The sequence below is a fragment of the Comamonas testosteroni genome, assembly GCF_014076415.1.
Classification (GTDB): domain Bacteria; phylum Pseudomonadota; class Gammaproteobacteria; order Burkholderiales; family Burkholderiaceae_C; genus Comamonas; species Comamonas testosteroni_F.
Genome location: NZ_CP043568.1, coordinates 5,647,142 through 5,669,583 on the forward strand (window position 1 = coordinate 5,647,142; position 22,442 = coordinate 5,669,583).

Consider the following 22,442-nt stretch of genomic DNA (forward strand, 5'->3'; position numbering starts at 1 on the left):
GCGCGCCAGCAACGGCGCAGGCGCCGGACGCTCACGGGAGCCTGTTGTGCGCTTTACAGGGCATAAGCATACGCGCTAGGCCTTTTCCGGTGCCCGCGCACGACAAGCGTTGCTCTACAGATGCACGCAGGGCCCAAGGCATGATGCCAGGCCAAGGAGCAATGACGACATGGAAGAAATCAGCTGGAACGACTTTATGAAGGTGGAGCTGCGCGTGGGCCGCGTGCTCCAGGCCGAGGTCTTTGCCGAGGCTCGCAAACCTGCCTACAAGCTGCTGGTGGACCTGGGCCCCGAGCTGGGCCAGCGCAAGTCCAGCGCACAGATCACCGAGCATTACCGGCCCGAGGACTTGATTGGCCGCCTGGTGGTGGCCGTGGTCAACTTTCCGAAGAAGCAGATTGGGCCTTTGATGAGCGAATGTCTTGTGACCGGTTTTCACGATGCCACGGGAGCCGTGGCCCTGTGCGTGCCCGACAGGGAGGTGCCGCTGGGCACACGCCTGCTGTGATCGGCATATTCAGAGGCAAAATGGCCACCAGCCATTCTCCTGCCTGCGGATACTGCTATGAATATCAGCTTCAACCCTCTGGTGCGCGTGCGCACCGTCACTGCCTTTGTCAACCTGAGCGCCGATGAGGCACATTGGCAGGCCGGCCTGACCCAGGCCAAGCAGCAATGCGATGCCGTGGCCGATGCCATCGAGGCCCGGGGCTATCAGGTGCAGTCCATCCGCATCGTGAGCAACCCGTTCGGCGAATACCTGAACGTCTGCGGCATAGACAGCGCCCTCGCCGGCCTGCAGCGCATTGCCGAAACGCTCAACACCATCAACACCGGCAAACGCCGCATCCGCTTTGCCGTGGGCGAAGCGCGCAATGCGCAGGAAGTGGCCCTGCTGCCGCAGCTGATTGCCGCCTATGGCGACCTGTGCAACGCCTGCGTGAACATCGATCTGGATGAACACGGCTTTCTGCAGACCGACTTGCTGGCCCACAGCGTGCAGGCGATTCAGCAAATCGCGCGCACCACGCCGCGCGGCGAAGGCAACTTCAACTTCACGGTCAACTTCAACTGCGCGCCCGGCATTCCCTATTTCCCGGCCAGCTACCACCGCGGCAAGCACCACGGCGCCCTGGTGCTGGGTCTGGAGACGCCAGACCTCATGGTGGCTGAACTGCAGCAGCTGCAGCAGCAGCGCCTGCAGCTCGATCACGCGGCGTGGTTCAGGCTCGCATTCGAGCGCCTGAGCCAGACCCTGAACGAGCATGCCACTGCCATCCAGCGCTGTGCCGACGGCGTGACGCTGGCCGAGGGCTGGCATATCGCGGGCATGGACACCTCGGCTGCGCCGTCCAAGTCCTGCGCCTCCATGGTCGATGTCTACCAACTGCTGGGCGTGCCCTGTTTCGGCGCCAGCGGCACGGTGGAAGCCTCGGCCCTGCTGACCCGCGTCTTCAAATCGGTCAGCGGCGTGACGCAGATCGGATTCAGCGGCCTGATGCTGGCCGTGACCGAGGACGAAGGCCTGGCCCAGGCCAGTCTGAATGACGAATTCGATATCCGCGCCCTGCTGACCTATAGCAGCGTCTGCGGCATCGGCCTCGATACCGTACCCGTGCCGGGCGACAGCAGCGCCGAGCAGATCGCTGCCGTCATGCGCGATACGGGCACCATGGCTTTTCGCCTCAACAAGCCGCTGACTGTGCGCCTGTTCCCCGTGCCGGGGCTCAAAGCGGGCGACAGAACGGCCTTCGAGAGCGCCGATCTGTGCAACTGCGCCGTACTGGCTCTGCCTTGAGCATCTAACAGGCGGGCTTCTGCGCCTGGCCGTCAAGCGCCGGCAGCTATTGCTTTTGATATTCCCCTACCCCGGTTCTGTTTGACCTGCCCCCATGGTGGCCGCCGGGGTGCCCCCGGTAAAATTGGCTCTTATGGCAAAAATTATCGTTCTGGCACTGGTGCTGCTTTTCTTTGGCTGCGGGCTGTACATGCATCTGCGCGGCAAGGTGCGCCACAAGGTGCTGCGCCAGCTGTTTGATCACTCCACGTTCACGGCGCCGTTCAACGTCTTCATGCTGATGTTCAGCAAGGTACCGCGCACGCCCTACCTGCCCACCAGCACCTTCCCCGAGCTGGCACCGCTGCAGGCCAACTGGCGTGAAATCCGCGAGGAAGCCGTCAATCTGCAAAAGAACATGCAGATCAAGGCCGCCGCCAACAACGACGACGCAGGCTTCAACTCCTTCTTCAAGACCGGCTGGAAGCGCTTCTACCTCAAATGGTACGGCGACGCCCACCCCTCGGCCATGGAGCTGTGCCCCAAGACCACGGCCCTGGTGAAGTCGATTCCCAGCGTCAAGGCTGCCATGTTTGCCGAGCTGCCGCCCGGCGCCAAGCTCAATCTGCACCGCGACCCCTATGCAGGCTCGCTGCGCTATCACCTGGCCGTGCTGGCCCCCAACGACGACCGCTGCATGATCGAGGTCGACGGCCAGCCCTATAGCTGGCGCGAAGGCGAAGGCGTGATCTTCGACGAGACCTTTATGCACTGGGCCGAGAACCGCAGCGAGGGCAACCGCATCGTGCTGTTCTGCGACGTGGAGCGTCCCATGACCAATGGCTTTGCCCAGTGGCTCAATCACTGGCTGGGCAAGAATGTGGTGGCCGCCGCCAGCTCGCCCAACAACGAAGGCGATCCGCGCGGCATGATCAGCAAGCTGTTCAAGATCTCGTTCTATGCGGGCAAGTACCGCCGCGCCTTCCGCAACTGGAATCCGACCTTCTACAAGATCCTCAAGTTCGGACTGATGATCGGCGTGCTGGTCTGGTTTATCTGGTGGCTGGTTTCTTGATAACCCCCTGAGGCGCTACGCGCCTTCCCCCTGGCCGGGCGCCCCCAAGGGGGACGGCGGCATCGCCGCAAGGGCGGCTCTTGCTCGCTGCCCCTGACTTGAGAAATGCCTTATCAAGGCTCCCGCCCTAAATGCAGAACAAGAAAGCCGCTGTGCGATGCATCAGCGGCTTTCTTGTTTCTGCGGTGCCCTACAGCGCCTTGCGCAGCGTGGTCGTCGGTATCTTGAGCTGCTCGCGGTATTTGGCGACGGTGCGGCGCGCGCACTCGATGCCCTGCTCTTTGAGCATATCGGCCAGCTTGGCGTCCGATAGCGGCTTCTTGGCATCTTCGGCATCGACGAACTGCTTGATCAGCGCACGCACGGCCGTGCTGGAGGCACTGCCGCCGGTTTCCGTACCCAGGCCCGAGCCGAAGAAATACTTGAGCTCGAAGGTGCCCTGGGGCGTGGCCATGTACTTGGCCGTGGTCACGCGGCTGATGGTGGACTCGTGCAGGCCCAGGGTGTCGGCGATATCGCGCAGCACCAGCGGGCGCATGGCCAGCTCACCATGCACAAAGAAGTTCTTCTGCCGCTCCACGATGGCTTCGGAAACACGCAAGATGGTGTCGAAGCGCTGCTGGATGTTCTTGATGAACCAGCGCGCCTCCTGCAGCTGCTGCTGCAGCGCCGCATGGCCGTCGCTGTTCTTGTGGCGGCGCAGCACACCGGCATAGATGTCGTGCACGCGCAGACGCGGCATGACCTCGGGGTTGAGCTGCACGGAAAAGTCCATCCGGCCGGCGCCGGCCCGCACCGGACGCACGATGACATCGGGCACCACGATATGGCGTTCCACATCGACAAAGCGACGCCCCGGACGCGGCTCCAGTCTGGCGATCAATGCCATGGCCTCGCGCAGTTGCTCCTCGCGCGCGCCGCACAGGCTGGTGAGCTTGCGCAGATCGCGCCGCGCCAGCAGGTCCATGGGCTGCGCACAGATGGCCTGCGCCAGCAGCAGCCGGTTCATATGCGCCTCGGTCGTGCCCTCGTCCTCGGCGGTGCGGATCAGGTCGCGCAGCTGCAGCTGCAGGCACTCGGCCAGATCACGCGCGCCCACGCCCACGGGCTCCAGGCTTTGCAGCAGCTTCAGAGCAATGACAAAGTGCTGCTCCAGCTCCTCGCGCTCTTCCAGGTCGTCGCCGGCTAGGCTCTGCGCCAGCTCCTGCAGGGAATCCTCGAGATAGCCGTCGTCGTTGAGCGACTCGATGAGAAAGCGCAGTGCCGCCATGTCCGCCGCGCCCAGATGCAGGCTCAGCGCCTGACGATGGAGAAAGTCGGTCAGGCTCTGGTGCTCGCGCGCCAGATCGATGGCATCGGTTTCGTCATCGCCATCGCGGTTGCGTGTGGAGCTGCTGGCCGAGGGCGTATCCCACTCGCTGCTGGATTCGCCGCCCCATTCCCCGTCCTGGCCGTCCATGCCGTCGGCCTCCCAGTTCAGCGTTTCCGGGGTCTCGGCACTTGGCGTCTCCGCTATTGTTTCAGCAGCTGCTTGCGTTTGCTTCGCATCATTTTCAGCATGAATACTGTCTGAAGTGTTGTATTCACTTGCGCTAGCAGCTACATCTACAGGAGCATCTCCCGTAGATTCGGCCTCATCGCCAGCACGTTCCAGAAAAGGGTTGTCGACCAGCATCTGCTCGACTTCCTGCGCCAGCTCCAGAGTGGAGAGCTGCAGCAGCTGAATGGATTGCTGCAGCTGCGGCGTCAGCGACAAATGCTGCGAAACGCGTAGCGAGAGACCTGGCTTCATCGAGGCGCGGCTCCCAGACAATCATTGCAAACGCGCACAGTGCCATGGGTTGGCAGCCGGGTCTCCCCAGGGCAAACCCCGGCGCAGCCGGTCAGGGTCCCTTCCGGGGGCAGCGACCACACAAAGTGAAGGAACGTGGGGGTCATCACATTCTGAAATGTTCGCCCAGATAGACGCGGCGCACATCGGCGTTCTCCACGATCTCCTCGGGCGTGCCTTCGGCCAGCACATGGCCGTCGCTGATGATGAAGGCGTGGTCGCAGATGCCCAGCGTCTCGCGCACATTGTGGTCGGTAATCAGCACGCCGATGCCGCGCTCCTTGAGGAAGCCGATGATGCGCTGGATCTCGATCACCGCAATCGGGTCGATGCCGGCAAACGGTTCGTCAAGCAGGATGAAGCGCGGTTGCGTGGCCAGGGCTCGGGCAATTTCCACGCGACGGCGCTCACCGCCGGACAGAGCCAGTGCCGGCGACTGGCGCAGATGCTCGACGCGCAGCTCCTGCAGCAAGCCGGTGAGGCGCTTTTCGATCTCGCCCTGCGTCAGCGTCTTGCCCTGCTCGTCCTTTTGCAGCTCCAGCACGGCGCGCACATTGTCTTCCACGCTGAGCTTGCGAAAGATGGAGGCTTCCTGGGGCAGATAGGACAGGCCCAGACGCGAGCGTTGGTGAATCGGCATGCCGCCCACCGGCTGGCCGTCGATGAAGATCTCGCCGCCGTCGCTGCGCACCAGGCCCACGATCATGTAGAACGATGTGGTCTTGCCCGCGCCGTTGGGGCCGAGCAGACCGACCACCTCGCCTTTTTGCACGGACAGGGACACATCCTTGACCACCTTGCGGCTGCCGTAGGACTTGGCCAGATGCTTGGCTTCCAGGCGGCTGTCGGACTCGCCGCTGCGGCTGCTGGAGAAAGTCGGTTCGCTCATTTCTTCTCGTCGGCTTTCTCGCCGCCCAGCGTCATGCTCTGGCGCAGCTGCGTGCCAGGTGTTGCAGGCTTGGGCTGGGCTCCCGGCGTGCCGTCCTTGGGCGCCATGATGGCGCGCACACGACCGCCCTGCCCCACGGAGGAGCTCGGCAGGCCGCCGCTGGTCTTCTGACCATCGACGGTATAGACGTCCGTGATGTTGTTGTAGACGATGATGGAGCCCGTGACCTGATCGCTGAGCTGACCGCCACGGTAGCGGCGCATCTCGCCACGACGGATGAACTTGACGATATCGGCCTTGCCGTCGTACTCGATGACTTCGCCTTCGCCCTCGATGAACTCCTCGGGCTGACCGGCCACGGTATCGCGCTTCTGACGGAAGAATGCTCGCTTGCCGGCCTCGGCCTTGATCACGCCGTACTGATAGCCCTCGGCATCCTGCCGCACATCGAGTTGGGCGCCGCGCAGCACGATGGAGCCCTTGGTCATCACCACATTGCCGGTAAAGACACTGGTCTGCTGCAGCTCGTCATGACGCAACGCATCCGCCTCGATATTCATGGGCTTGGCGCTGTCGGCTTTTTCGGCATGGACAATGCCGGTCGCTGCTGCCAGGGCGCAGGCCAGCGCAAGAGGTAGGAGTGTTTTTTTCATGGAAGGCACGTTTCTTGCATCCATTGTAGTCATTCCCTTTTTGCAACTTGCGTAAAAAACACCCACAAAAAAGCCCGCACGGCGGCGGGCTTGCTGGGCATCAAACGTCACTGGCGTCTGCTGCCTGATCTCAGGCCTTGCGGCTGGAGGCGATCAGCGCATTGACCACGCGCAGCACATTGTCCATATTGCCGGCCCTGGTGCCGTCCGTGTAGTAGCGGCCGGCCACACCCATGGCGGGCACGCCTTCCACGTCATACTCGTTTTGCAGCTGGGCGGCCTTGCGCGCCTGATTGGCCACGGTGAAGGAGTTGTAGACCTCCTTGAACTTGGCCAGATCCACGCCCTGCTTGCCGACCCAGTCAAAGATGGCGTCATCGGTCTTGAGCAGATTGCGATCCACGTGAATGGTACGGAACACCTTGGCGTGCAGCTGGGGCAGCAGGTTCATGCCCTCCAGAGCGTAGTAGAGCTTCTGCTGCGGCACGAAAGAGGCATTGAAAGCCACGGGCACGCGGCGAACCACCACATCGGCAGGCTGGCTCTTGGCCCAGGCTTCGAACTGGGGCTCGAAGACATTGCAATGCGGGCAGCTGTACCAGAAGAACTCGACCACCTCGACCTTGCCGGCCGGCGCGCTCACGCTGGCGGGCTTGCCGAGCTTGATGTAGTCCTTGCCTTCTTTGGGCGCAGCGCCCTGGGCCCAGCTGGAGGAGGCACCCAAAGTCAGGGCACCGGCAGCAGCTGCCGAGGCAGCCAGAGAGAATTCGCGACGTTTCATCTAAAAAAACTCCTGTATCAGGTCTGCAGTATCAGAGCCCAGCGGCCCCAAAAAGTTCAGCAAAGTCCTAAATCTCGCACCCGCTGTCTGGGACGCCTCGGGCCGCAGCCTGAGGGATCCGCAGAGAGAGGCTGCACAACGCCTCGCAGGGCCGATTATCGCGCTGCACGCACCAGGGTCGAGTCCACGCCCGCGCCATCGAGCTTGCCCTTGAGCTGCTCCGCGTCGTCACGCTTGCTGAACGGCCCCACGCGCACGCGAAAAACGGTGATGCCGTTCTGCTCACGCTCGCTGATGCGCGACTCCCAGCCCAGCATGGCCAGCTTGGCACGCTGCGCTTCCGCTTCGCTCTGGCCGCGGAAAGCACCGGCCTGCACAAAGTAGTTGAATGCAGAGTCCGAAGAGGATGCAGTCTGCGTGGCCGCCTTTTCCTTGTCTGCACGCGCCTTGTCTGCCTTGTCGGCGGCGGCGGAGCGTTCCTTGACCAGATCACCCAGCGGATCGCCCGATGCGGGCTTGGCCGTCTTGTCCGGCGTCGCTGGTGCCGGCGGCGTGGTGACTCCGCCGGTTGCAGTAGGCTGTACCGCAGGCGTGGGCGGCGAGACCGTCACGTCGCTCGGAGGAACTGGTGGTGTCACCGGGGGAGGCGCAGGCTGGCGGCTCTGCAGCGGTGCGTTGGGATCCCAGTTCTTGTTGCGCTCGGCCTCGGCCGCATCGCGCTGAGTGTTGTTTCCACCCTTGTTGAGGAAAGGCACCGGCACCTTGGTCACATAGATGGCCACGGCCAGAGCCGCAGCCAGACCGATGACCATGCCAAAGATAAGCCCCAGGATGGTTCCACCGCGTTGCTGGTTCTTCATATCAGTCGCTTAACGCTTTCTGCTTCAGTTATTCCATTCTCAGACCCATCGGCCACTGACAGGCAAGGCCGGCAAGGCGACCGATGGACAGGAAACTGGGATTACATGCGCTCGGGTGCGCTCACACCCAGCACCGCCAGCCCATTGTGCAACACCTGGGCCGTGGCAGCGACCAGGGCCAGACGTGCGAGCTTGACCTTTTCGTCGTCCACCAGAATGCGCTCGGCGTCGTAGTAGCTGTGATAGCTGGAGGCCAGATCGCGCAGATAGAAGGTCACGTCGTGCGGTGCATTGCCTTCGGCAGCAGCGGTCAGCATCTCGGGGTACTTGGCCAGCAGCAGCATCAGGGCCTGGGCCTGCGGGCCTTCCAGTGCGGACAGGTCCACATCCTTGAGTGCCGCCAGGCCGGCACCGCCGGCTTCCTGCCAGGCGCGCAGCACGGACTGGATCCGCGCATGGGCGTACTGCACGTAGTACACGGGGTTGTCGTTGTTCTGGGCCACGGCCAGGTCCACGTCGAAGGTGTACTCGGTGTCGGGCTTGCGCGAGAGCAGGAAGAAGCGCACTGCGTCCTTGCTGGTCCACTCGATCAGATCGCGCAGCGTGACGTAGGAGCCGGCGCGCTTGCTGATCTTGACCTCTTCGCCGTTGCGCACCACGCGCACCATGGTGTGCAGCACGTAGTCGGGGTAGCCCTCGGGAATGCCCACATCGGCAGCCTGCAGGCCGGCGCGCACGCGGGCGATGGTGCCGTGGTGGTCCGTACCCTGAATGTTCACCACCTTGGTGAAGCCGCGCTTGAACTTCTGGATGTGATAGGCCACATCGGGCACAAAGTAGGTGTAGCCGCCGTCGGTCTTGCGCATCACGCGGTCTTTGTCGTCGCCGTAGTCGGTGGACCTGAGCCACAGCGCGCCGTCCTGCTCATAGGTCTTGCCGTTGGCGATCAGGCGGTTCACGGTCGCTTCGACATGACCGTTTTCATAGAGGCTGGACTCGAGGTAGTACTCGTCGAACTTCAGGTTGAAGGCCTGCAGGTCCTTGTCCTGCTCGTTGCGCAGATAGGCCACGGCGAACTGGCGGATGTTGTCGTAATCCTCGACATCGCCGTTGGCGGTGAACTCGCGGTCATCGGCCTTGATGGTTTCCTTGGCCAGGAAAGCCTTGGCGATGTCGGCAATGTAGTCGCCGTTGTAGAAATTCTTGGCCAGCGGGTTTTCGCTGTCGGTGGGCCAGCATTCATCACCGGGCTTGAAGCCTTTGGCGCGCAGCTGGGTGCTCTTGGTCAGGGTGTCGATCTGCACGCCCGCGTCGTTGTAATAGAACTCGCGGTGAACCTTCCAGCCCTGGGTGGAATAGAGGTTGCTGATCGCATCGCCGATCGCAGCCTGGCGGCCATGGCCCACATGCAGAGGGCCGGTGGGGTTGGCGGAGACGAACTCGACGAGGATGTTCTCGCCGCGATCGGCCTGGTAGCCGAACTTCTGGGCTTGCGCCAGCACTTCGCGCACCACCTCCTGCTTGGCAGCAGGCTTGAGGCGGATGTTGAGAAAGCCCGGGCCCGCGATTTCAATCGCATCCACCCACTGCTGGAAGGCTGCGGTAGCCTCCAGCGCGGTCTTGAGCTGCTCGCCCAGGGCGCGCGGGTTGGCCTTCAGAGGCTTGGCCAGCTGCATGGCCGCCGTGCAGGCGAAATCGCCATGGGCTGCCACTTTGGGGTTTTCAAACGCAGCGCGTGCGCCAGCGCCGGGCGAGAGTGTTTCGAGCTCAGCAGCCAGGGCTGCGAGCAATTCCTGTTTGACGGAGAGCATCGCGGGATTTTACGTGCCGGATTCAAGTCCTGCCGAATCGCTGGCGCCACACCCTTGTTCCAGGGCCGGTTCACAGGCTGCAGGGCCGCATCCGCATGTCTCGCCGGCCATACACAGCCATCGCACAAATGAAAGTCATTCTCGTTTAAACACGGAATGCAGGCCACGCCCACGTTCAGCGGCGAGCTCAGCCGCAGCCGCAGCTGGAGCCTGAGCCTGTCTGCCGGCTACACCTTCAACCGCAACATCTACGAGCGCGACATCAACAACCAGGGCCTGGACTTCAATACCTACACGCCCAGGCACATATTGCGCCCCTGGATCACCTACCGGCTGCCCGGCGCCTGTAGTGCCGTGTGGAGCAGCTATGTGCGCTACCAGATCAACAGGCAATGGCAGGCCTCGCTGACACTTAACAATATGTTCGACAAGCGCTGCTACACCTTGATCGGCAACCTGGTCAACAGCAGCCACCATGGCAATCCACGCAAGGTGATGCTGACGCTGCGCGGCAGCTTCTGAATGCCGCAGACGTGAAAAAGGCCGCTTTGCAGCGGCCTTCGCCCTTCGCACGGCCCGGCACAGGCCTACATGCCGCGCGCCCAGAAGATGGCAACCACGGCGATCACCGGCACCACATGGCCCTGCCACATCACCCATTTGCGGGTCTGCTTGATCTCTTCGGGCGCCGGCAGCCGGCCGCTCGCATCCAGCGTCTTCTTCCAGCGGCGGAAGGTCAGCGTGGGCTTGAGCGAGAGCACAAAGGCGATGACGAACAGCGTCATCTTGAGGTGGAACAGCGGCGAGGCCGTATAGGCACCCATGCCCTTGACGCCCCAGACCAGGCGCGCGATGCCGGTCAGCAGCAGGATGACGGCGGCAATGCCGTAGATCATGTCCAGCCGCGCCAGACGCTGCACCACTGCGGCATTCATCCATTCCACACGGCACAGGGCGGCCTGGCTGGTCAGAAACACCACCAGGGTCAGGATCGCCAGCAGATGGGCGCTGGCAAGAACAGCTTCAAAGGTCATGGCTTCACAGTAGAAAAAAGGACGGGTTCAGCGGCCTGTATCAGGCCACGGCGACCAGTCCATTGTCTACCGTTTCAGGCCCGCTCAGAGATCCACGCCGAGACGAAAGAAGTCCGGCTGGTTGTAGTGGTGCTTGAGGTAGTCGATCCACATGCGCACGCGCAGCGGCATGTGCTTGCGCTGGGGGAAGACCACGAAGATACCGTTGGGAGGTGCGGCAAACTCTTCCAGCACGGGCACGAGGCGGCCAGCGGCGATCTCGGCCTCCACCTCCCAGGTGCTGCGCCAGGCAATGCCCCAGCCTCCCAGGCACCAGTCGTGCAGCACCTGACCATCGGAGCAATCCAGCGGGCCACCCGGCTTGAAGTGCACGACTTCGCTGGTGCCGCTTTCGGGATGCGGGATGCGGAAGGCCCAGCCCCTCGTCTGCGAGGCGTCGGACGACAGCGTCAGGCAGTCATGCTGGGTCAGCTCGCTGGGATGCTTGGGCGTGCCGCGGCGCTCCAGATAGCCGGGCGTGGCCACGCACAGGCGGCGGTTGTCGGCAATGCGCACGCTGACCAGGGCCGAGTCCGGCAGATCACCCACGCGCACCGCGCAATCGAAGCCCTCTCCCGCCAGATCGACCACGCGGTCGCTGAGGTTCAGCGAAATGGTGACATCGGGATGCAGGTCGCGGAAACGCGGCACCAGCGGCGCCACATGGCGGCGCCCGAAACCGGCCGGCGCCGTGATGCGCAGATGGCCCGTGGCCTTGACTCCGCCGGCCGACACGCTGGCCTCGGCATTGCACACATCGGAGAGCAGGCGCTGGCAATCTTCCAGGAAGGCGCTGCCTTCATGCGTCAGCGAGATGCGGCGCGTGGTACGCACCATGAGCTTGACGCCCAGATGCTCTTCCAGAGCGTCCAGACGGCGCCCCATGATGGCGGGCGCCACACCTTCGGCCTTGGCTGCAGCCGTCAAGCTGCCCCTGGTCGCTACCGATACAAAAGACTCAAATGCCTTGAGTTTGTCCATGACCGCTGCTCCTGTCTGGTCCGTGTTGTCTCCTGCTGCGGTAGCGTGCACTATTAATACAAGAGCACATACCGCACAAGCAGTCTTGATTTCTCAAATGTTTTTATCGAAAGTTCTTTAAACAAGAGCGCTGAGTGCTATCACTATAAAAGTCATCAATCAGCGCTGCACGCCTGCCCCGCATGCGACTTCATTGCGATATATCTTACTTAGAAGTCACAAGTTGCCAGTGAATCTTTGATGTTTATATATGTTTATATCAAAATTTACCGTTTTCCCTGAGGCAGGAATATCGCTTATTCGCCAGCGCCATGAGCTATTGGGCACAGCCAGACGTTAAACCTATGATTTGCAAAACACATTTACAAATCCGCTGCCGCCTGCCGTCATGAGCTTTTCACCCGTTTCTGCCGCCCAACTGGCCGATCTGCTGGGCCGCTCCGGCCAGGGCTGCGCGCTCTGGAATGCCGAAGGGCTGCTGCTCATGGCCACTCCCGCCTGGTGCCAATGGCTGGATGTGCCCGAGGGCGCAAGCCCCATCGGCCAGCCGTTGCAGGGTCTGCTGCCTGCCCAGACCTGGCAAGTCCACGGCCCGCGCTTTACCGCCGCCGCCCGAGGCTTGCACCAGGAATATGACGATATACGGCCCGGTGACGCCGGTTCGCAGCACCACCGCCGCATCCAGCTCACGCCCGGCGCCGCCGATGCCCAGGGCCGGCACGAGGTGCTGATGCTGCTCAGCGACATAGGACGCGAATATGCGTGTGGCGAAGTCGTTGCACGCCAGCGCGAGCAGCTGCAGGCCTTGCACGAGCAACTGCGCAGCAGCCGCCAGGACGCGGGCGAGCTCGACAGGCTGCGTACCCTGCTGGACTGGCGCACGGCCATGCTGAGCGAACACAACGAGATGCTGCAACTGCTCTCCCATGAAATCCGCCAGCCGCTGAACAATGCCTCGGCTGCCATGCAGGCCACGCTCAAGGCCATCGAAGATCTGCATCTGGCCGATGCCGCGCCTGCCGCCAGGGCCTTGCTGCGCGCCGAGCATGTGCTGCAGCAGGTGATAGGCACACTGGACAACACCCTGACCGCCGGCACGATCTTGGCAGCGGGCGGCAAGGCCGGTGCCTCCAGCGAGACCGATCTGCCGACATTGATCAAGCTGGTGCTGCACGATATTGCAGCCGACCTGCGCCCGCGCATCGATGTGCAATGGCTGAGCATGGCACGCACCGTACAACTGCATCCGGCGCTGATGCGGCTGACGCTTCGCAATCTGCTCAACAACGCCCTGGCCTATGCGCCCGCAGATACCCGGGTGCAGCTGCGCATCTCCGAGTCCGACGAACCGCTGGCGCTGATTCTGGAAGTCATGGACCAAGGCCCCGGGATTTCCGAGGAGCTGCTCCCGCGTCTGTTCGAAAAAGGCTCGCGCGGCAACCACAGCCACAGCCGCCCTGGTGGCGGTCTGGGCCTGTTCATCGTGCATTCGGTCTTGCAGCTGCACCAAGGTACAGTACAAGCTCTGCCGCACAGCCCGCATGGCACGATCATGCGCCTGGTCATTCCCCAAGGTCTTGCCGAATGAGGTCCGCCGCCCATGCTGCCTGCCACTCTTGCCCTGGTCGACGACGACACCGAGTACTGCGAATTTCTGGCCCAGCATCTGCGCGGCCAGGGTGTGGAGGTCACGGCATACAGCGACAGCAGCGACCTGCTGGCCGACGATGCTCCCTATCGCTTTGATTTCTATGTACTGGATCTGATGCTGCCCGGGGTGGCAGGCACCGAGCTGCTGCGCATCATCCGCAAGCGCAGCCAGGCGGGCGTGCTGATCGTCTCGGGGCGCCTGGGGCCCGAAGTGTTTGCCGAGGTCATCAATGCTGGTGCCGATATGTATCTGACCAAGCCCGTGACCTTCGAGCAGGTGGAACTGGCCGTGCGCGCCGTGCACCGGCGCATCATGACCACGGCCCGCACGGCCACGGCCTGGAAGCTGGACAGCCGCCGCAGCCTGCTGACCGCTCCCGACGGCCAGAACGTGGAGCTGGGCGCCACCGACCTGATGCTGATGGAGTGCTTTTTGCAGGCCCAGGGCGAAACCGTAAGCCGCGACCATATCCGCAGCCTGCTGACCCATACCAGCGCAGCCGAGTCCGACAACAACCTGCACGCCACCATCTACCGCCTGCGGCGCCGCATCGAAAAGGCGACGCCCGTGGCCGTGCCGCTGCAGTCCCAGCAGAAAGTCGGTTACCAGTTCCGCGCCCCCTTGATAGCGGCCTGATCAATCCGGCGCGGCGCAGAAAGCAAGAACGGGCCTCCAGGCCCGTTGCGTGCCTTCAGACCGGCTGAATCACATGACGAACCTGGACTCCACGTCCGAGACCTTGCGCCTGGCCAGGGCCAGGTTGGCACGGCCGTTGTCCAGCACGTAGTAGATGAAGATGCCGTTGATCTTCTCGGCAGGGCGCAGGATGTGATACTGCTTGCCCAGGGTGATCAGAATGTCTTCGATGCTGTCGTTCAGACCCAGGGACTTCATGGTCTTCATCTTGGCGCGCACCACTTCGGTATTGCCCGCTGCGGCCAGCTCCAGGTCCACGCCGGAACCTATGCTGCCCAGCAGCATGCCGCTGTTGTAATCCACCACTGCCGCGCACATGGCGCCATCCAGGGTCATCAGATCTTGCAGGCTTTCGTTCAGATTCGCCATCAGGAGCTCCTTGGTAAAGATTGGCTGGCCGATATCGGAAGATGCTCAATTTGTTTCAAGATTAACAAATCATTTCTGAGCGCGGATATCGACTGATGACAGACAAAGCCTTGTCATTTGATGGCGCGCACTTACTTCAGAAACAAAGATCAGACACGTGAAAACACCGTCCAATCTGCCGCCAGCTCAGGCCTCGCAAGCGATTGAAGCTATTGCTTCGGGAGAGACCTCGCGCCGCCTCATCCGGTTTCTGCAAACCATTGCTGAGCCAGTCACCACCGCAGCCGCCGCGCATAGCGGTCAGAACTGACGAGCTCTGGCGCCTTTGCTACTTAAAAACGCATAAACCCCAGAGACTCCATATAAAAACATCATGAGTTCTGAACTATTTAGGCTATTTATGTACTCAAAAAATTCAAATACAGTCTCCACACATGCTGCCCATGATGGGCAACGACTCCTGAATCCTGAGACATCACAACCAGAGGTTTCCAATGACTGATCGCACCCAAGTCCACGGCCTGCAAGTCGCCACCGAGCTGTACAACTTTGTGAACACGCAAGTGCTGCCTGGCACGGGCGTGGACCAGGACACCTACTGGAAGGGCTTCGACGCCATCGTGGCCGATCTGGCGCCCAAGAACGCAGCCCTGCTGGCCGAGCGCGATCGCCTGCAGACAGAGCTCGATACCTGGCACAAGGCCAACCCCGGCCCCATCACCGACATGGTGGCCTACCGCAAGTTCCTGACGACCATCGGCTATCTGGTCGAGTCCCCCAAGGATGCCAAGGCCACGACAGAAAACGTGGATGCCGAGCTGGCCATCCAGGCCGGCCCCCAGCTGGTCGTCCCCATCCTGAACGCCCGCTACGCGCTGAACGCCGCCAACGCCCGCTGGGGTTCGCTGTACGACGCGCTGTATGGCACGGACGCCATCAGCGAAGAAGGCGGCGCTGAAAAAGGCAAGGGCTACAACCCCGTGCGCGGCGCCAAGGTCATCGAGTTCGCACGCAACTTCCTCGATCAGGCCGTCCCCCTGGCCTCGGGCTCGCACAAGGATTCCACCGGCTACGCCGTCGAAGGCGGCAAGCTGGTCGTGTCCCTGAAGGACGGCAGCAAGACCGGCCTCAAGGACGAAGCCAAGTTCATCGGCTACCAGGGCGATGCTGCGGCTCCCAAGTCGGTGCTGCTCAAGAACAACGGCATCCACATCGACATCATCGTCAACAAGTCCACCCCCATCGGCAGCACCGATGCTGCCGGCGTGGCCGACGTGGTGGTCGAGGCCGCCCTGTCCACCATTCTGGATCTGGAAGACTCCGTGGCCGCCGTGGATGCCGAAGACAAGGTCAACGGCTATGCCAACTGGCTGGGCATTCTGAAGGGCACGCTGACCGAGTCCTTTGAAAAGGGCGGAAAGGTCGTGACCCGTGGTCTGAACCCCGACCGCGAATACACCGGCGCCGATGGCAAGCCCGTGAAGCTGCACGGCCGCTCGCTGATGTTCGTGCGCAACGTGGGCCACCTGATGACCAACCCCGCCGTGCTGTGGGGCCCCGAGCAGAAGGAAATCCCCGAAGGCATCATGGACGCGCTGGTGACCACCGCCATCGCCATCCATGACCTCAAGGGCAACGGTGCCAACGGCATCAGGAACAGCCGCACCGGCAGCGTCTACATCGTCAAGCCCAAGATGCACGGCCCCGCCGAAGCCGCTTTTGCCAACGAGCTGTTCGGCCGCGTGGAAAAGGTTCTGGGCCTGCCCGAGAACACCGTCAAGCTCGGCATCATGGACGAAGAGCGCCGCACTTCGACCAATCTGAAGGCCGCCATTGCAGCCGCCCCGGCACGTGTTGCCTTCATCAACACCGGCTTCCTGGACCGCACCGGCGATGAAATGCACACCGCCATGCATGCCGGCCCCATGGTCCGCAAGGCCGACATGAAGACCTGCGCCTGGCTGCCCGCCTATGAAAAGAACAATGTGCTGGTCGGCCTGAACATGGGCCTGCGCGGCCGCGCCCAGATCGGCAAGGGCATGTGGGCCATGCCCGACCTGATGAAGGCCATGCTGGAGCAGAAGATTGCCCAGCCCAAGGCCGGTGCCAACACCGCCTGGGTGCCCTCGCCCACCGGTGCCACCCTGCACGCCCTGCACTATCACCAGATCAATGTGGCCGACGTGCAAAAGGGTCTGGAAAGCCCCAACGCCGACGCCGAGTGCGACGAGCTGCTCAACGCCATCCTGCAAGTGCCCGTGTCCACCAACCCCAACTGGAGCGATGCGGAAAAGCAGCAGGAAGTGGACAACAACGTGCAAGGCATCCTGGGCTATGTGGTGCGCTGGATCGACCAGGGCGTGGGCTGCTCCAAGGTACCCGACATCCACAACGTGGGCCTGATGGAAGACCGCGCCACGCTGCGTATCTCCAGCCAGCACATCGCCAACTGGCTGCAGCACGGCATCGTCACCGAAGCCATGGTGCGCGACAGCTATGCCCGCATGGCCAAGATCGTGGACGAGCAGAACGCCGGCGACGCCGCCTACAAGAGCCTGGTGGCCAACCCCGATGGCGCAGCTTATCAGGCGGCTCTGGATCTGGTGTTCAAGGGCAAGGAACAGCCTTCTGGCTACACCGAACCCCTGCTGCATGCCTGGCGCCTGAAGGTCAAGGCCGGCGCTTGATGGCCTGGCAAGGCTGCTCCTGAATAAGGAGTGGCTTTCGCTTGATATCAATAGATCTGGAAGGCATTTCTACATGATCCTATTGATTCAAGCGCGCAAGCAGCTATCCAAAAAATGCACTCCATGTCAGTACATCGAGTGCATTTTTCTTGGCCTCCCCACTAGCGCAGCGGTATGGCTTCTACACTGCTGCCATGCCCATCGATCCCCTCATAGACGCCAGCCGCTGCCCTCTGTGCGGCCAGCCCAACCAGTGCGCCATCAGCGCCGGCCTGCCGCCGCAGAGCTGCTGGTGCATGCAGACCCCGGTTTCCCGGGACGCGCTGGAGAAGCTGCCCGCAGACGCACGCGGCAAGGCCTGCATCTGCCCCGCCTGCGCGCGGCCGGTCGTCGACGATTCCAACCCCGCCTGATCCTGCGTTCACCGCTTTGCAGTTCGGGCATTCCACATCAGCAAGGAGACCTTGATGCCCACCTATCGCATTGAACTGTTTGAAGGCCGCAGCGTTGAACAAAAGCGCAAGCTGGCCGAAGAAATCACCCGCGTGACCACCGAGGTGCTGGGCAGCGCGCCCGAGTCCGTGGACATCATCATCACCGACGTGCCGCGCCACAACTGGGCCACCGGCGGCAAGCTCTGGTCGGAGCAAGGCTGACCAGCCCGGACGGCTCTTGACCCGCCCGGCCTTATGATGGACCTTTTTCCCCAACCCCAAGTCAGCAAGGAAACCTGCACATGCCCACCTACCATGTCGAAATGATGGAAGGCCGTACCGTCGAACAAAAGCGCAAGCTGGTCGAAGAAATCACCCGCGTCAGCGTTGAAGTGCTGGGCGGCTCGCCCGAATCGGTGGACATCATCATCACCGACATCAAGCGTCACGACTGGGCCACCGGCGGCAAGCTCTGGCTGGACCGCGAATAGGCCATCGCCGCCCTCTTGCACAAAGCAGCTTAGGCTGCTTTTTTCATGCCGGCCCGAGAGCGGTTGACGATCTCGGCCATACAGCACCATCATTGACGAGATCGTCCATAGATTCTTGGGCTATAAAGCTTTTTTGCTTGAAAGATATGACGAAGCCATGTGCCAGCTGCTTGGAATGAACTGCAACACGCCTACCGATGTGCGCTTTAGCTTCTCAGGCTTCACGCAGCGCGCAGGCAACACCGGCGACCACACCGACGGCTGGGGCATCGCCTTCTTCGAAGACAAGGGCCTGCGCCACTTCGTCGATCACGAACGCGCCGTCGACTCCCAGATCGCCAAGCTCATCCGCGAATACCCGATCAAGAGCACCAACGTCATAGCCCATATCCGCAAGGCCACCCAGGGCGTGGTCAGCCTGCAGAACTGCCACCCCTTCGTGCGCGAACTCTGGGGACGCAACTGGGTCTTCGCGCACAACGGCGATCTCAAGAACTTCGCCCCCAAGCTTCATGCCCACTTCCAGCCCATTGGCAACACGGACAGCGAACAGGCCTTCTGCTGGATCATGCAGGAGCTGTGGAAGTCCCATGCCGGCGTGCCCAGCATCGAAGAGCTGACCCACACCCTGCGCGAGCTGGCCGCGAAGATCGCTCCGCACGGCACCTTCAACTTCCTGCTCTCCAACGGTGAAGCGCTCTGGGCCCATGCCACAACCCACCTCTGCTACATCGAGCGCAGGCATCCCTTCTCCCAGGCACAGCTGTCCGACGAAGACCTCAGTGTGGACTTCTCCCGCGAAACCACGCCTCAGGACAAGGTAGCCATCATCGTCACCGCCCCTCTGACCCAGAACGAGCAATGGGTCCCCTTCCAGAACGGCGAGCTGAGAGTGTTCGTTCATGGCCAGGCGGCGCCTTATTGAAGTGCGCCAGGCCGGAATTGATAAATAAAAAGAGAGCGCCAGGCGCTCTCTTTTTATAGGCTTCCGGTATTTTTACGGCTGTAATGCTTTGCCAGCCTACGACAAGCGCTCCTCATTTTGAAGCGCCCAATAAAAAACCCCGTAATCTTTCGACTACGGGGTTTTCACTGTAAGAGCCTGACGATGACCTACTTTCACACGGGAACCCGCACTATCATCGGCGCTAAGTCGTTTCACTGTCCTGTTCGGGATGGGAAGGAGTGGTACCAACTTGCTATGGTCATCAGGCATAAACTTTTTGTCAGATTGACGGCGCCTCGATTAACTTCTTAATCTCGCTCACCCTCAGTCCAACGAATTCATAGAGTCTTCAATCAGCTTTTCGATTGCGCTTTTTCGGCATAACTAGAACTTGCGTTCTGTCTTTATTTTTCCAGGCTTACCCAAAGTTATAGGGTCAAGCCGCACGGGCAATTAGTACTGGTTAGCTTAACGCATTGCTGCGCTTCCACACCCAGCCTATCAACGTCGTGGTCTACAACGACCCTTCAGGGGGCTCAAGGCCCCGGCAGATCTCATCTTGAAACGAGTTTCCCGCTTAGATGCTTTCAGCGGTTATCTCTTCCACACTTAGCTACCCTGCGATGCCACTGGCGTGACAACAGGTACACCAGAGGTGTGTCCACTCCGGTCCTCTCGTACTAGGAGCAGGCTTCCTCAAATCTGCAGCGCCCACGGAAGATAGGGACCAAACTGTCTCACGACGTTTTAAACCCAGCTCACGTACCTCTTTAAATGGCGAACAGCCATACCCTTGGGACCGACTACAGCCCCAGGATGAGATGAGCCGACATCGAGGTGCCAAACACCGCCGTCGATATGAACTCTTGGGCGGTATCAGCCTGTTATCCCCAGAGTACCTTTTATCCGTTGAGCGATGGCCCTTCCATACAGAACCACCGGATCACTATGTCCTGCTTTCGCATCTGCTCGACTTGTCAGTCTCGCAGTTAAGCACGCTTATGCCATTGCACTATCGTCACGATGTCCGACCGTAACTAGCGTACCTTCGAACTCCTCCGTTACGCTTTGGGAGGAGACCGCCCCAGTCAAACTGCCTACCATGCACTGTCCCCGATCCAGATAATGGATCCAGGTTAGAACCTCAAACGCACCAGGGTGGTATTTCAACGTTGGCTCCATGCGATCTAGCGACCGCACTTCAAAGCCTCCCACCTATCCTACACAGATCCGTTCAAAGTCCAATACAAAGCTACAGTAAAGGTTCATGGGGTCTTTCCGTCTTTCCGCGGGGAGATTGCATCATCACAAACATTTCAACTTCGCTGAGTCTCAGGAGGAGACAGTGTGGCCATCGTTACGCCATTCGTGCAGGTCGGAACTTACCCGACAAGGAATTTCGCTACCTTAGGACCGTTATAGTTACGGCCGCCGTTTACTGGGACTTCAATCAAGAGCTTGCACCCCATCATTTAATCTTCCAGCACCGGGCAGGCGTCACACCCTATACGTCCACTTTCGTGTTTGCAGAGTGCTGTGTTTTTATTAAACAGTCGCAGCCACCAATTTTTTGCAACCCCTTTGAGCTCCGTTTGTACAACTTCACTTACTTGGGGTACACCTTCTCCCGAAGTTACGGTGTCAATTTGCCGAGTTCCTTCTCCTGAGTTCTCTCAAGCGCCTTAGAATACTCATCTCGCGCACCAGTGTCGGTTTGCGGTACGGTCGTCAATAGCTGAAGCTTAGTGGCTTTTCCTGGAAGCAGGGTATCACTCACTTCGTCTGCAAGCAGACTCGTTATCACCCCTCATCTAAGCCTGGCGGATTTGCCTACCAGGCACGACTACAGGCTTGAACCAACATATCCAACAGTTGGCTGAGCTAACCTTCTCCGTCCCCACATCGCACTATTGATCGGTACAGGAATATTGACCTGTTTCCCATCAGCTACGCATCTCTGCCTCGCCTTAGGGGCCGACTCACCCTACGCCGATGAACGTTGCGTAGGAAACCTTGCGCTTACGGCGAGGGGGCTTTTCACCCCCTTTAACGCTACTCATGTCAGCATTCGCACTTCTGATACCTCCAGCATCCGTTACCAGACACCTTCACAGGCTTACAGAACGCTCTCCTACCACTTGCAATAAATTGCAAATCCGCAGCTTCGGTAACTGGCTTAGCCCCGTTACATCTTCCGCGCAGGACGACTCGATCAGTGAGCTATTACGCTTTCTTTAAATGATGGCTGCTTCTAAGCCAACATCCTGACTGTTTTAGCCTTCCCACTTCGTTTCCCACTTAGCCAATTTTAGGGACCTTAGCTGGCGGTCTGGGTTGTTTCCCTCTTGAGTCCGGACGTTAGCACCCGGTGCTCTGTCTCCCAAGCTGTACTCGTCGGTATTCGGAGTTTGCATAGGTTTGGTAAGTCGCCATGACCCCCTAGCCTAAACAGTGCTCTACCCCCGACGGTAATACTTGAGGCACTACCTAAATAGTTTTCGGAGAGAACCAGCTATTTCCAAGTTTGTTTAGCCTTTCACCCCTATCCACAGCTCATCCCCTAATTTTGCAACATTAGTGGGTTCGGACCTCCAGTACCTGTTACGGCACCTTCATCCTGGCCATGGATAGATCACTTGGTTTCGGGTCTACACCCAGCGACTAGTCGCCCTATTCGGACTCGATTTCTCTTCGCCTCCCCTATTCGGTTAAGCTTGCCACTGAATGTAAGTCGCTGACCCATTATACAAAAGGTACGCCGTCACCCCTAAGGGCTCCGACTTTTTGTAAGCATACGGTTTCAGGATCTATTTCACTCCCCTCCCGGGGTTCTTTTCGCCTTTCCCTCACGGTACTGGTTCACTATCGGTCGATGATGAGTATTTAGCCTTGGAGGATGGTCCCCCCATATTCAGACAGGGTTTCTCGTGCCCCGCCCTACTTGTCTGCAGCCTAGTACCACCGATCGGTTTTCACATACGGGACTATCACCCACTATGGTCGGCCTTTCCATGCCGTTTTGTTAACTGATCGACTATCACTGCAAGGCTCTTCCGAATTCGCTCGCCACTACTATCGGAATCTCGGTTGATGTCTTTTCCTCTGGGTACTTAGATGTTTCAGTTCTCCAGGTTCGCTTCGTGCACCTATGTATTCAGTGCACGATACCTCTTGCGAGGTGGGTTCCCCCATTCAGAAATCTCCGGATCAAAGCTTATTTGCCAGCTCCCCGAAGCTTATCGCAGGCTATCACGTCTTTCGTCGCCTATCATCGCCAAGGCATCCACCATATGCTCTTAGTCACTTGACCCTATAACTTTGGACTCTCTCGTCGAGAATCAAAGCCTGGTGTTCAAAGACTGGTGAGGTCTTGCACCTCACGCGTTATGCCGTAATGTGAATATCTTTGGCTGCATCTTTCGATACAGCTTAGAGAA

Annotated in this window: 20 protein-coding genes and 2 rRNA genes; 11 read left to right on the forward strand and 11 right to left on the reverse strand. The window is 60.6% G+C overall.

The features are described from left to right. The first annotated feature begins 169 nt into the window (after positions 1-169). The 3 genes from F0P97_RS26015 (at position 170) to F0P97_RS26025 (ending at position 2,852) form a co-directional block, all read left to right on the forward strand. Entirely contained in the window at positions 170-508 is a 339-nt protein-coding gene (locus F0P97_RS26015) for a tRNA-binding protein (RefSeq protein WP_182284925.1), read from the forward strand. Positions 509-565: 57 nt separating this feature from the next. After that, positions 566-1,798 carry a DUF711 family protein gene (locus F0P97_RS26020; protein ID WP_182284926.1) on the forward strand — a complete coding sequence of 411 codons (1,233 nt, stop codon included), beginning with the start codon at positions 566-568 and terminating at the stop codon, positions 1,796-1,798. A gap of 133 nt (positions 1,799-1,931) precedes the next feature. After that, positions 1,932-2,852 (forward strand): aspartyl/asparaginyl beta-hydroxylase domain-containing protein, encoded by a 921-nt coding sequence (locus F0P97_RS26025; protein ID WP_182284927.1) that lies wholly within the window; start codon positions 1,932-1,934, stop codon positions 2,850-2,852. A 190-nt stretch (positions 2,853-3,042) separates the two neighbouring features. On the opposite strand, the gene F0P97_RS26030 is transcribed toward F0P97_RS26025, so the two are convergent. From F0P97_RS26030 to argS, 6 genes are all read right to left on the reverse strand, one after another. Then, positions 3,043-4,644, reverse strand: a complete 1,602-nt coding sequence (locus tag F0P97_RS26030) for an RNA polymerase factor sigma-54 (protein WP_182284928.1) — start codon at positions 4,642-4,644, stop codon at positions 3,043-3,045. Between the two features lie 145 nt (positions 4,645-4,789). After that, on the reverse strand, positions 4,790-5,572 hold the full coding sequence (lptB, locus tag F0P97_RS26035; protein WP_003068196.1) for an LPS export ABC transporter ATP-binding protein: 783 nt from the start codon (positions 5,570-5,572) through the stop codon (positions 4,790-4,792). Next, complete coding sequence (lptA, locus tag F0P97_RS26040; protein ID WP_182284929.1) at positions 5,569-6,225, reverse strand: lipopolysaccharide transport periplasmic protein LptA; 657 nt, start codon at positions 6,223-6,225, stop codon at positions 5,569-5,571. The genes lptB and lptA overlap by 4 nt, the downstream gene beginning before the upstream one ends. Before the next feature lie 130 nt (positions 6,226-6,355). Then, the gene (locus tag F0P97_RS26045) at positions 6,356-7,006 is read right to left on the reverse strand and encodes a thiol:disulfide interchange protein DsbA/DsbL (protein WP_182284930.1); all 651 of its coding nucleotides are present in this window, start codon (positions 7,004-7,006) and stop codon (positions 6,356-6,358) included. Positions 7,007-7,161: 155 nt separating this feature from the next. Next, positions 7,162-7,866 carry an SPOR domain-containing protein gene (locus tag F0P97_RS26050; RefSeq protein ID WP_182284931.1) on the reverse strand — a complete coding sequence of 235 codons (705 nt, stop codon included), beginning with the start codon at positions 7,864-7,866 and terminating at the stop codon, positions 7,162-7,164. Positions 7,867-7,967: 101 nt separating this feature from the next. Continuing rightward, positions 7,968-9,677, reverse strand: a complete 1,710-nt coding sequence (gene argS, locus F0P97_RS26055) for an arginine--tRNA ligase (RefSeq protein WP_003068188.1) — start codon at positions 9,675-9,677, stop codon at positions 7,968-7,970. 156 nt (positions 9,678-9,833) lie between these two features. Between argS and F0P97_RS26060 the strand changes: the two genes are divergently transcribed. Beyond that, positions 9,834-10,199 carry a hypothetical protein gene (locus tag F0P97_RS26060; protein WP_232538071.1) on the forward strand — a complete coding sequence of 122 codons (366 nt, stop codon included), beginning with the start codon at positions 9,834-9,836 and terminating at the stop codon, positions 10,197-10,199. A 65-nt stretch (positions 10,200-10,264) separates the two neighbouring features. On the opposite strand, the gene F0P97_RS26065 is transcribed toward F0P97_RS26060, so the two are convergent. Together F0P97_RS26065 and F0P97_RS26070 are read right to left on the reverse strand one after the other, a co-directional pair. Beyond that, complete coding sequence (locus F0P97_RS26065; protein ID WP_182284932.1) at positions 10,265-10,711, reverse strand: DUF2214 family protein; 447 nt, start codon at positions 10,709-10,711, stop codon at positions 10,265-10,267. An 84-nt stretch (positions 10,712-10,795) separates the two neighbouring features. Further along, positions 10,796-11,731, reverse strand: coding sequence for a LysR family transcriptional regulator (locus tag F0P97_RS26070; protein WP_003060536.1), 936 nt, complete (start codon positions 11,729-11,731; stop codon positions 10,796-10,798). 388 nt (positions 11,732-12,119) lie between these two features. On the opposite strand from F0P97_RS26070, the gene F0P97_RS26075 reads away from it, so the two are divergent. Together F0P97_RS26075 and F0P97_RS26080 are read left to right on the forward strand one after the other, a co-directional pair. Next, on the forward strand, positions 12,120-13,319 hold the full coding sequence (locus F0P97_RS26075; RefSeq protein WP_182284933.1) for a sensor histidine kinase: 1,200 nt from the start codon (positions 12,120-12,122) through the stop codon (positions 13,317-13,319). 12 nt (positions 13,320-13,331) lie between these two features. Then, positions 13,332-14,018, forward strand: a complete 687-nt coding sequence (locus F0P97_RS26080; RefSeq protein ID WP_003080929.1) for a response regulator transcription factor — start codon at positions 13,332-13,334, stop codon at positions 14,016-14,018. A gap of 69 nt (positions 14,019-14,087) precedes the next feature. Here F0P97_RS26080 and F0P97_RS26085 read toward each other — a convergent pair whose 3' ends face one another. Further along, complete coding sequence (locus tag F0P97_RS26085; RefSeq protein ID WP_182284934.1) at positions 14,088-14,447, reverse strand: hypothetical protein; 360 nt, start codon at positions 14,445-14,447, stop codon at positions 14,088-14,090. 494 nt (positions 14,448-14,941) lie between these two features. On the opposite strand from F0P97_RS26085, the gene F0P97_RS26090 reads away from it, so the two are divergent. The 5 genes from F0P97_RS26090 (at position 14,942) to F0P97_RS26110 (ending at position 18,984) form a co-directional block, all read left to right on the forward strand. Beyond that, complete coding sequence (locus F0P97_RS26090; RefSeq protein WP_182284935.1) at positions 14,942-17,134, forward strand: malate synthase G; 2,193 nt, start codon at positions 14,942-14,944, stop codon at positions 17,132-17,134. Positions 17,135-17,328: 194 nt separating this feature from the next. Continuing rightward, the gene (locus F0P97_RS26095; protein ID WP_182284936.1) at positions 17,329-17,547 is read left to right on the forward strand and encodes a cysteine-rich CWC family protein; all 219 of its coding nucleotides are present in this window, start codon (positions 17,329-17,331) and stop codon (positions 17,545-17,547) included. A 54-nt stretch (positions 17,548-17,601) separates the two neighbouring features. After that, a complete protein-coding gene (locus F0P97_RS26100) occupies positions 17,602-17,790 on the forward strand; it encodes a 4-oxalocrotonate tautomerase (RefSeq protein ID WP_182284937.1) in 189 nt (62 codons plus the stop codon). Between the two features lie 80 nt (positions 17,791-17,870). Beyond that, complete coding sequence (locus tag F0P97_RS26105; RefSeq protein WP_003060524.1) at positions 17,871-18,059, forward strand: 4-oxalocrotonate tautomerase; 189 nt, start codon at positions 17,871-17,873, stop codon at positions 18,057-18,059. A 157-nt stretch (positions 18,060-18,216) separates the two neighbouring features. Next, the gene (locus tag F0P97_RS26110) at positions 18,217-18,984 is read left to right on the forward strand and encodes a class II glutamine amidotransferase (RefSeq protein ID WP_182284938.1); all 768 of its coding nucleotides are present in this window, start codon (positions 18,217-18,219) and stop codon (positions 18,982-18,984) included. 175 nt (positions 18,985-19,159) lie between these two features. Here F0P97_RS26110 and rrf read toward each other — a convergent pair. Together rrf and F0P97_RS26120 are read right to left on the reverse strand one after the other, a co-directional pair. Then, a 5S ribosomal RNA gene (gene rrf / locus F0P97_RS26115) occupies positions 19,160-19,272 on the reverse strand. 165 nt (positions 19,273-19,437) lie between these two features. After that, a 23S ribosomal RNA gene (locus F0P97_RS26120) occupies positions 19,438-22,315 on the reverse strand. Positions 22,316-22,442: the final 127 nt, after the last annotated feature.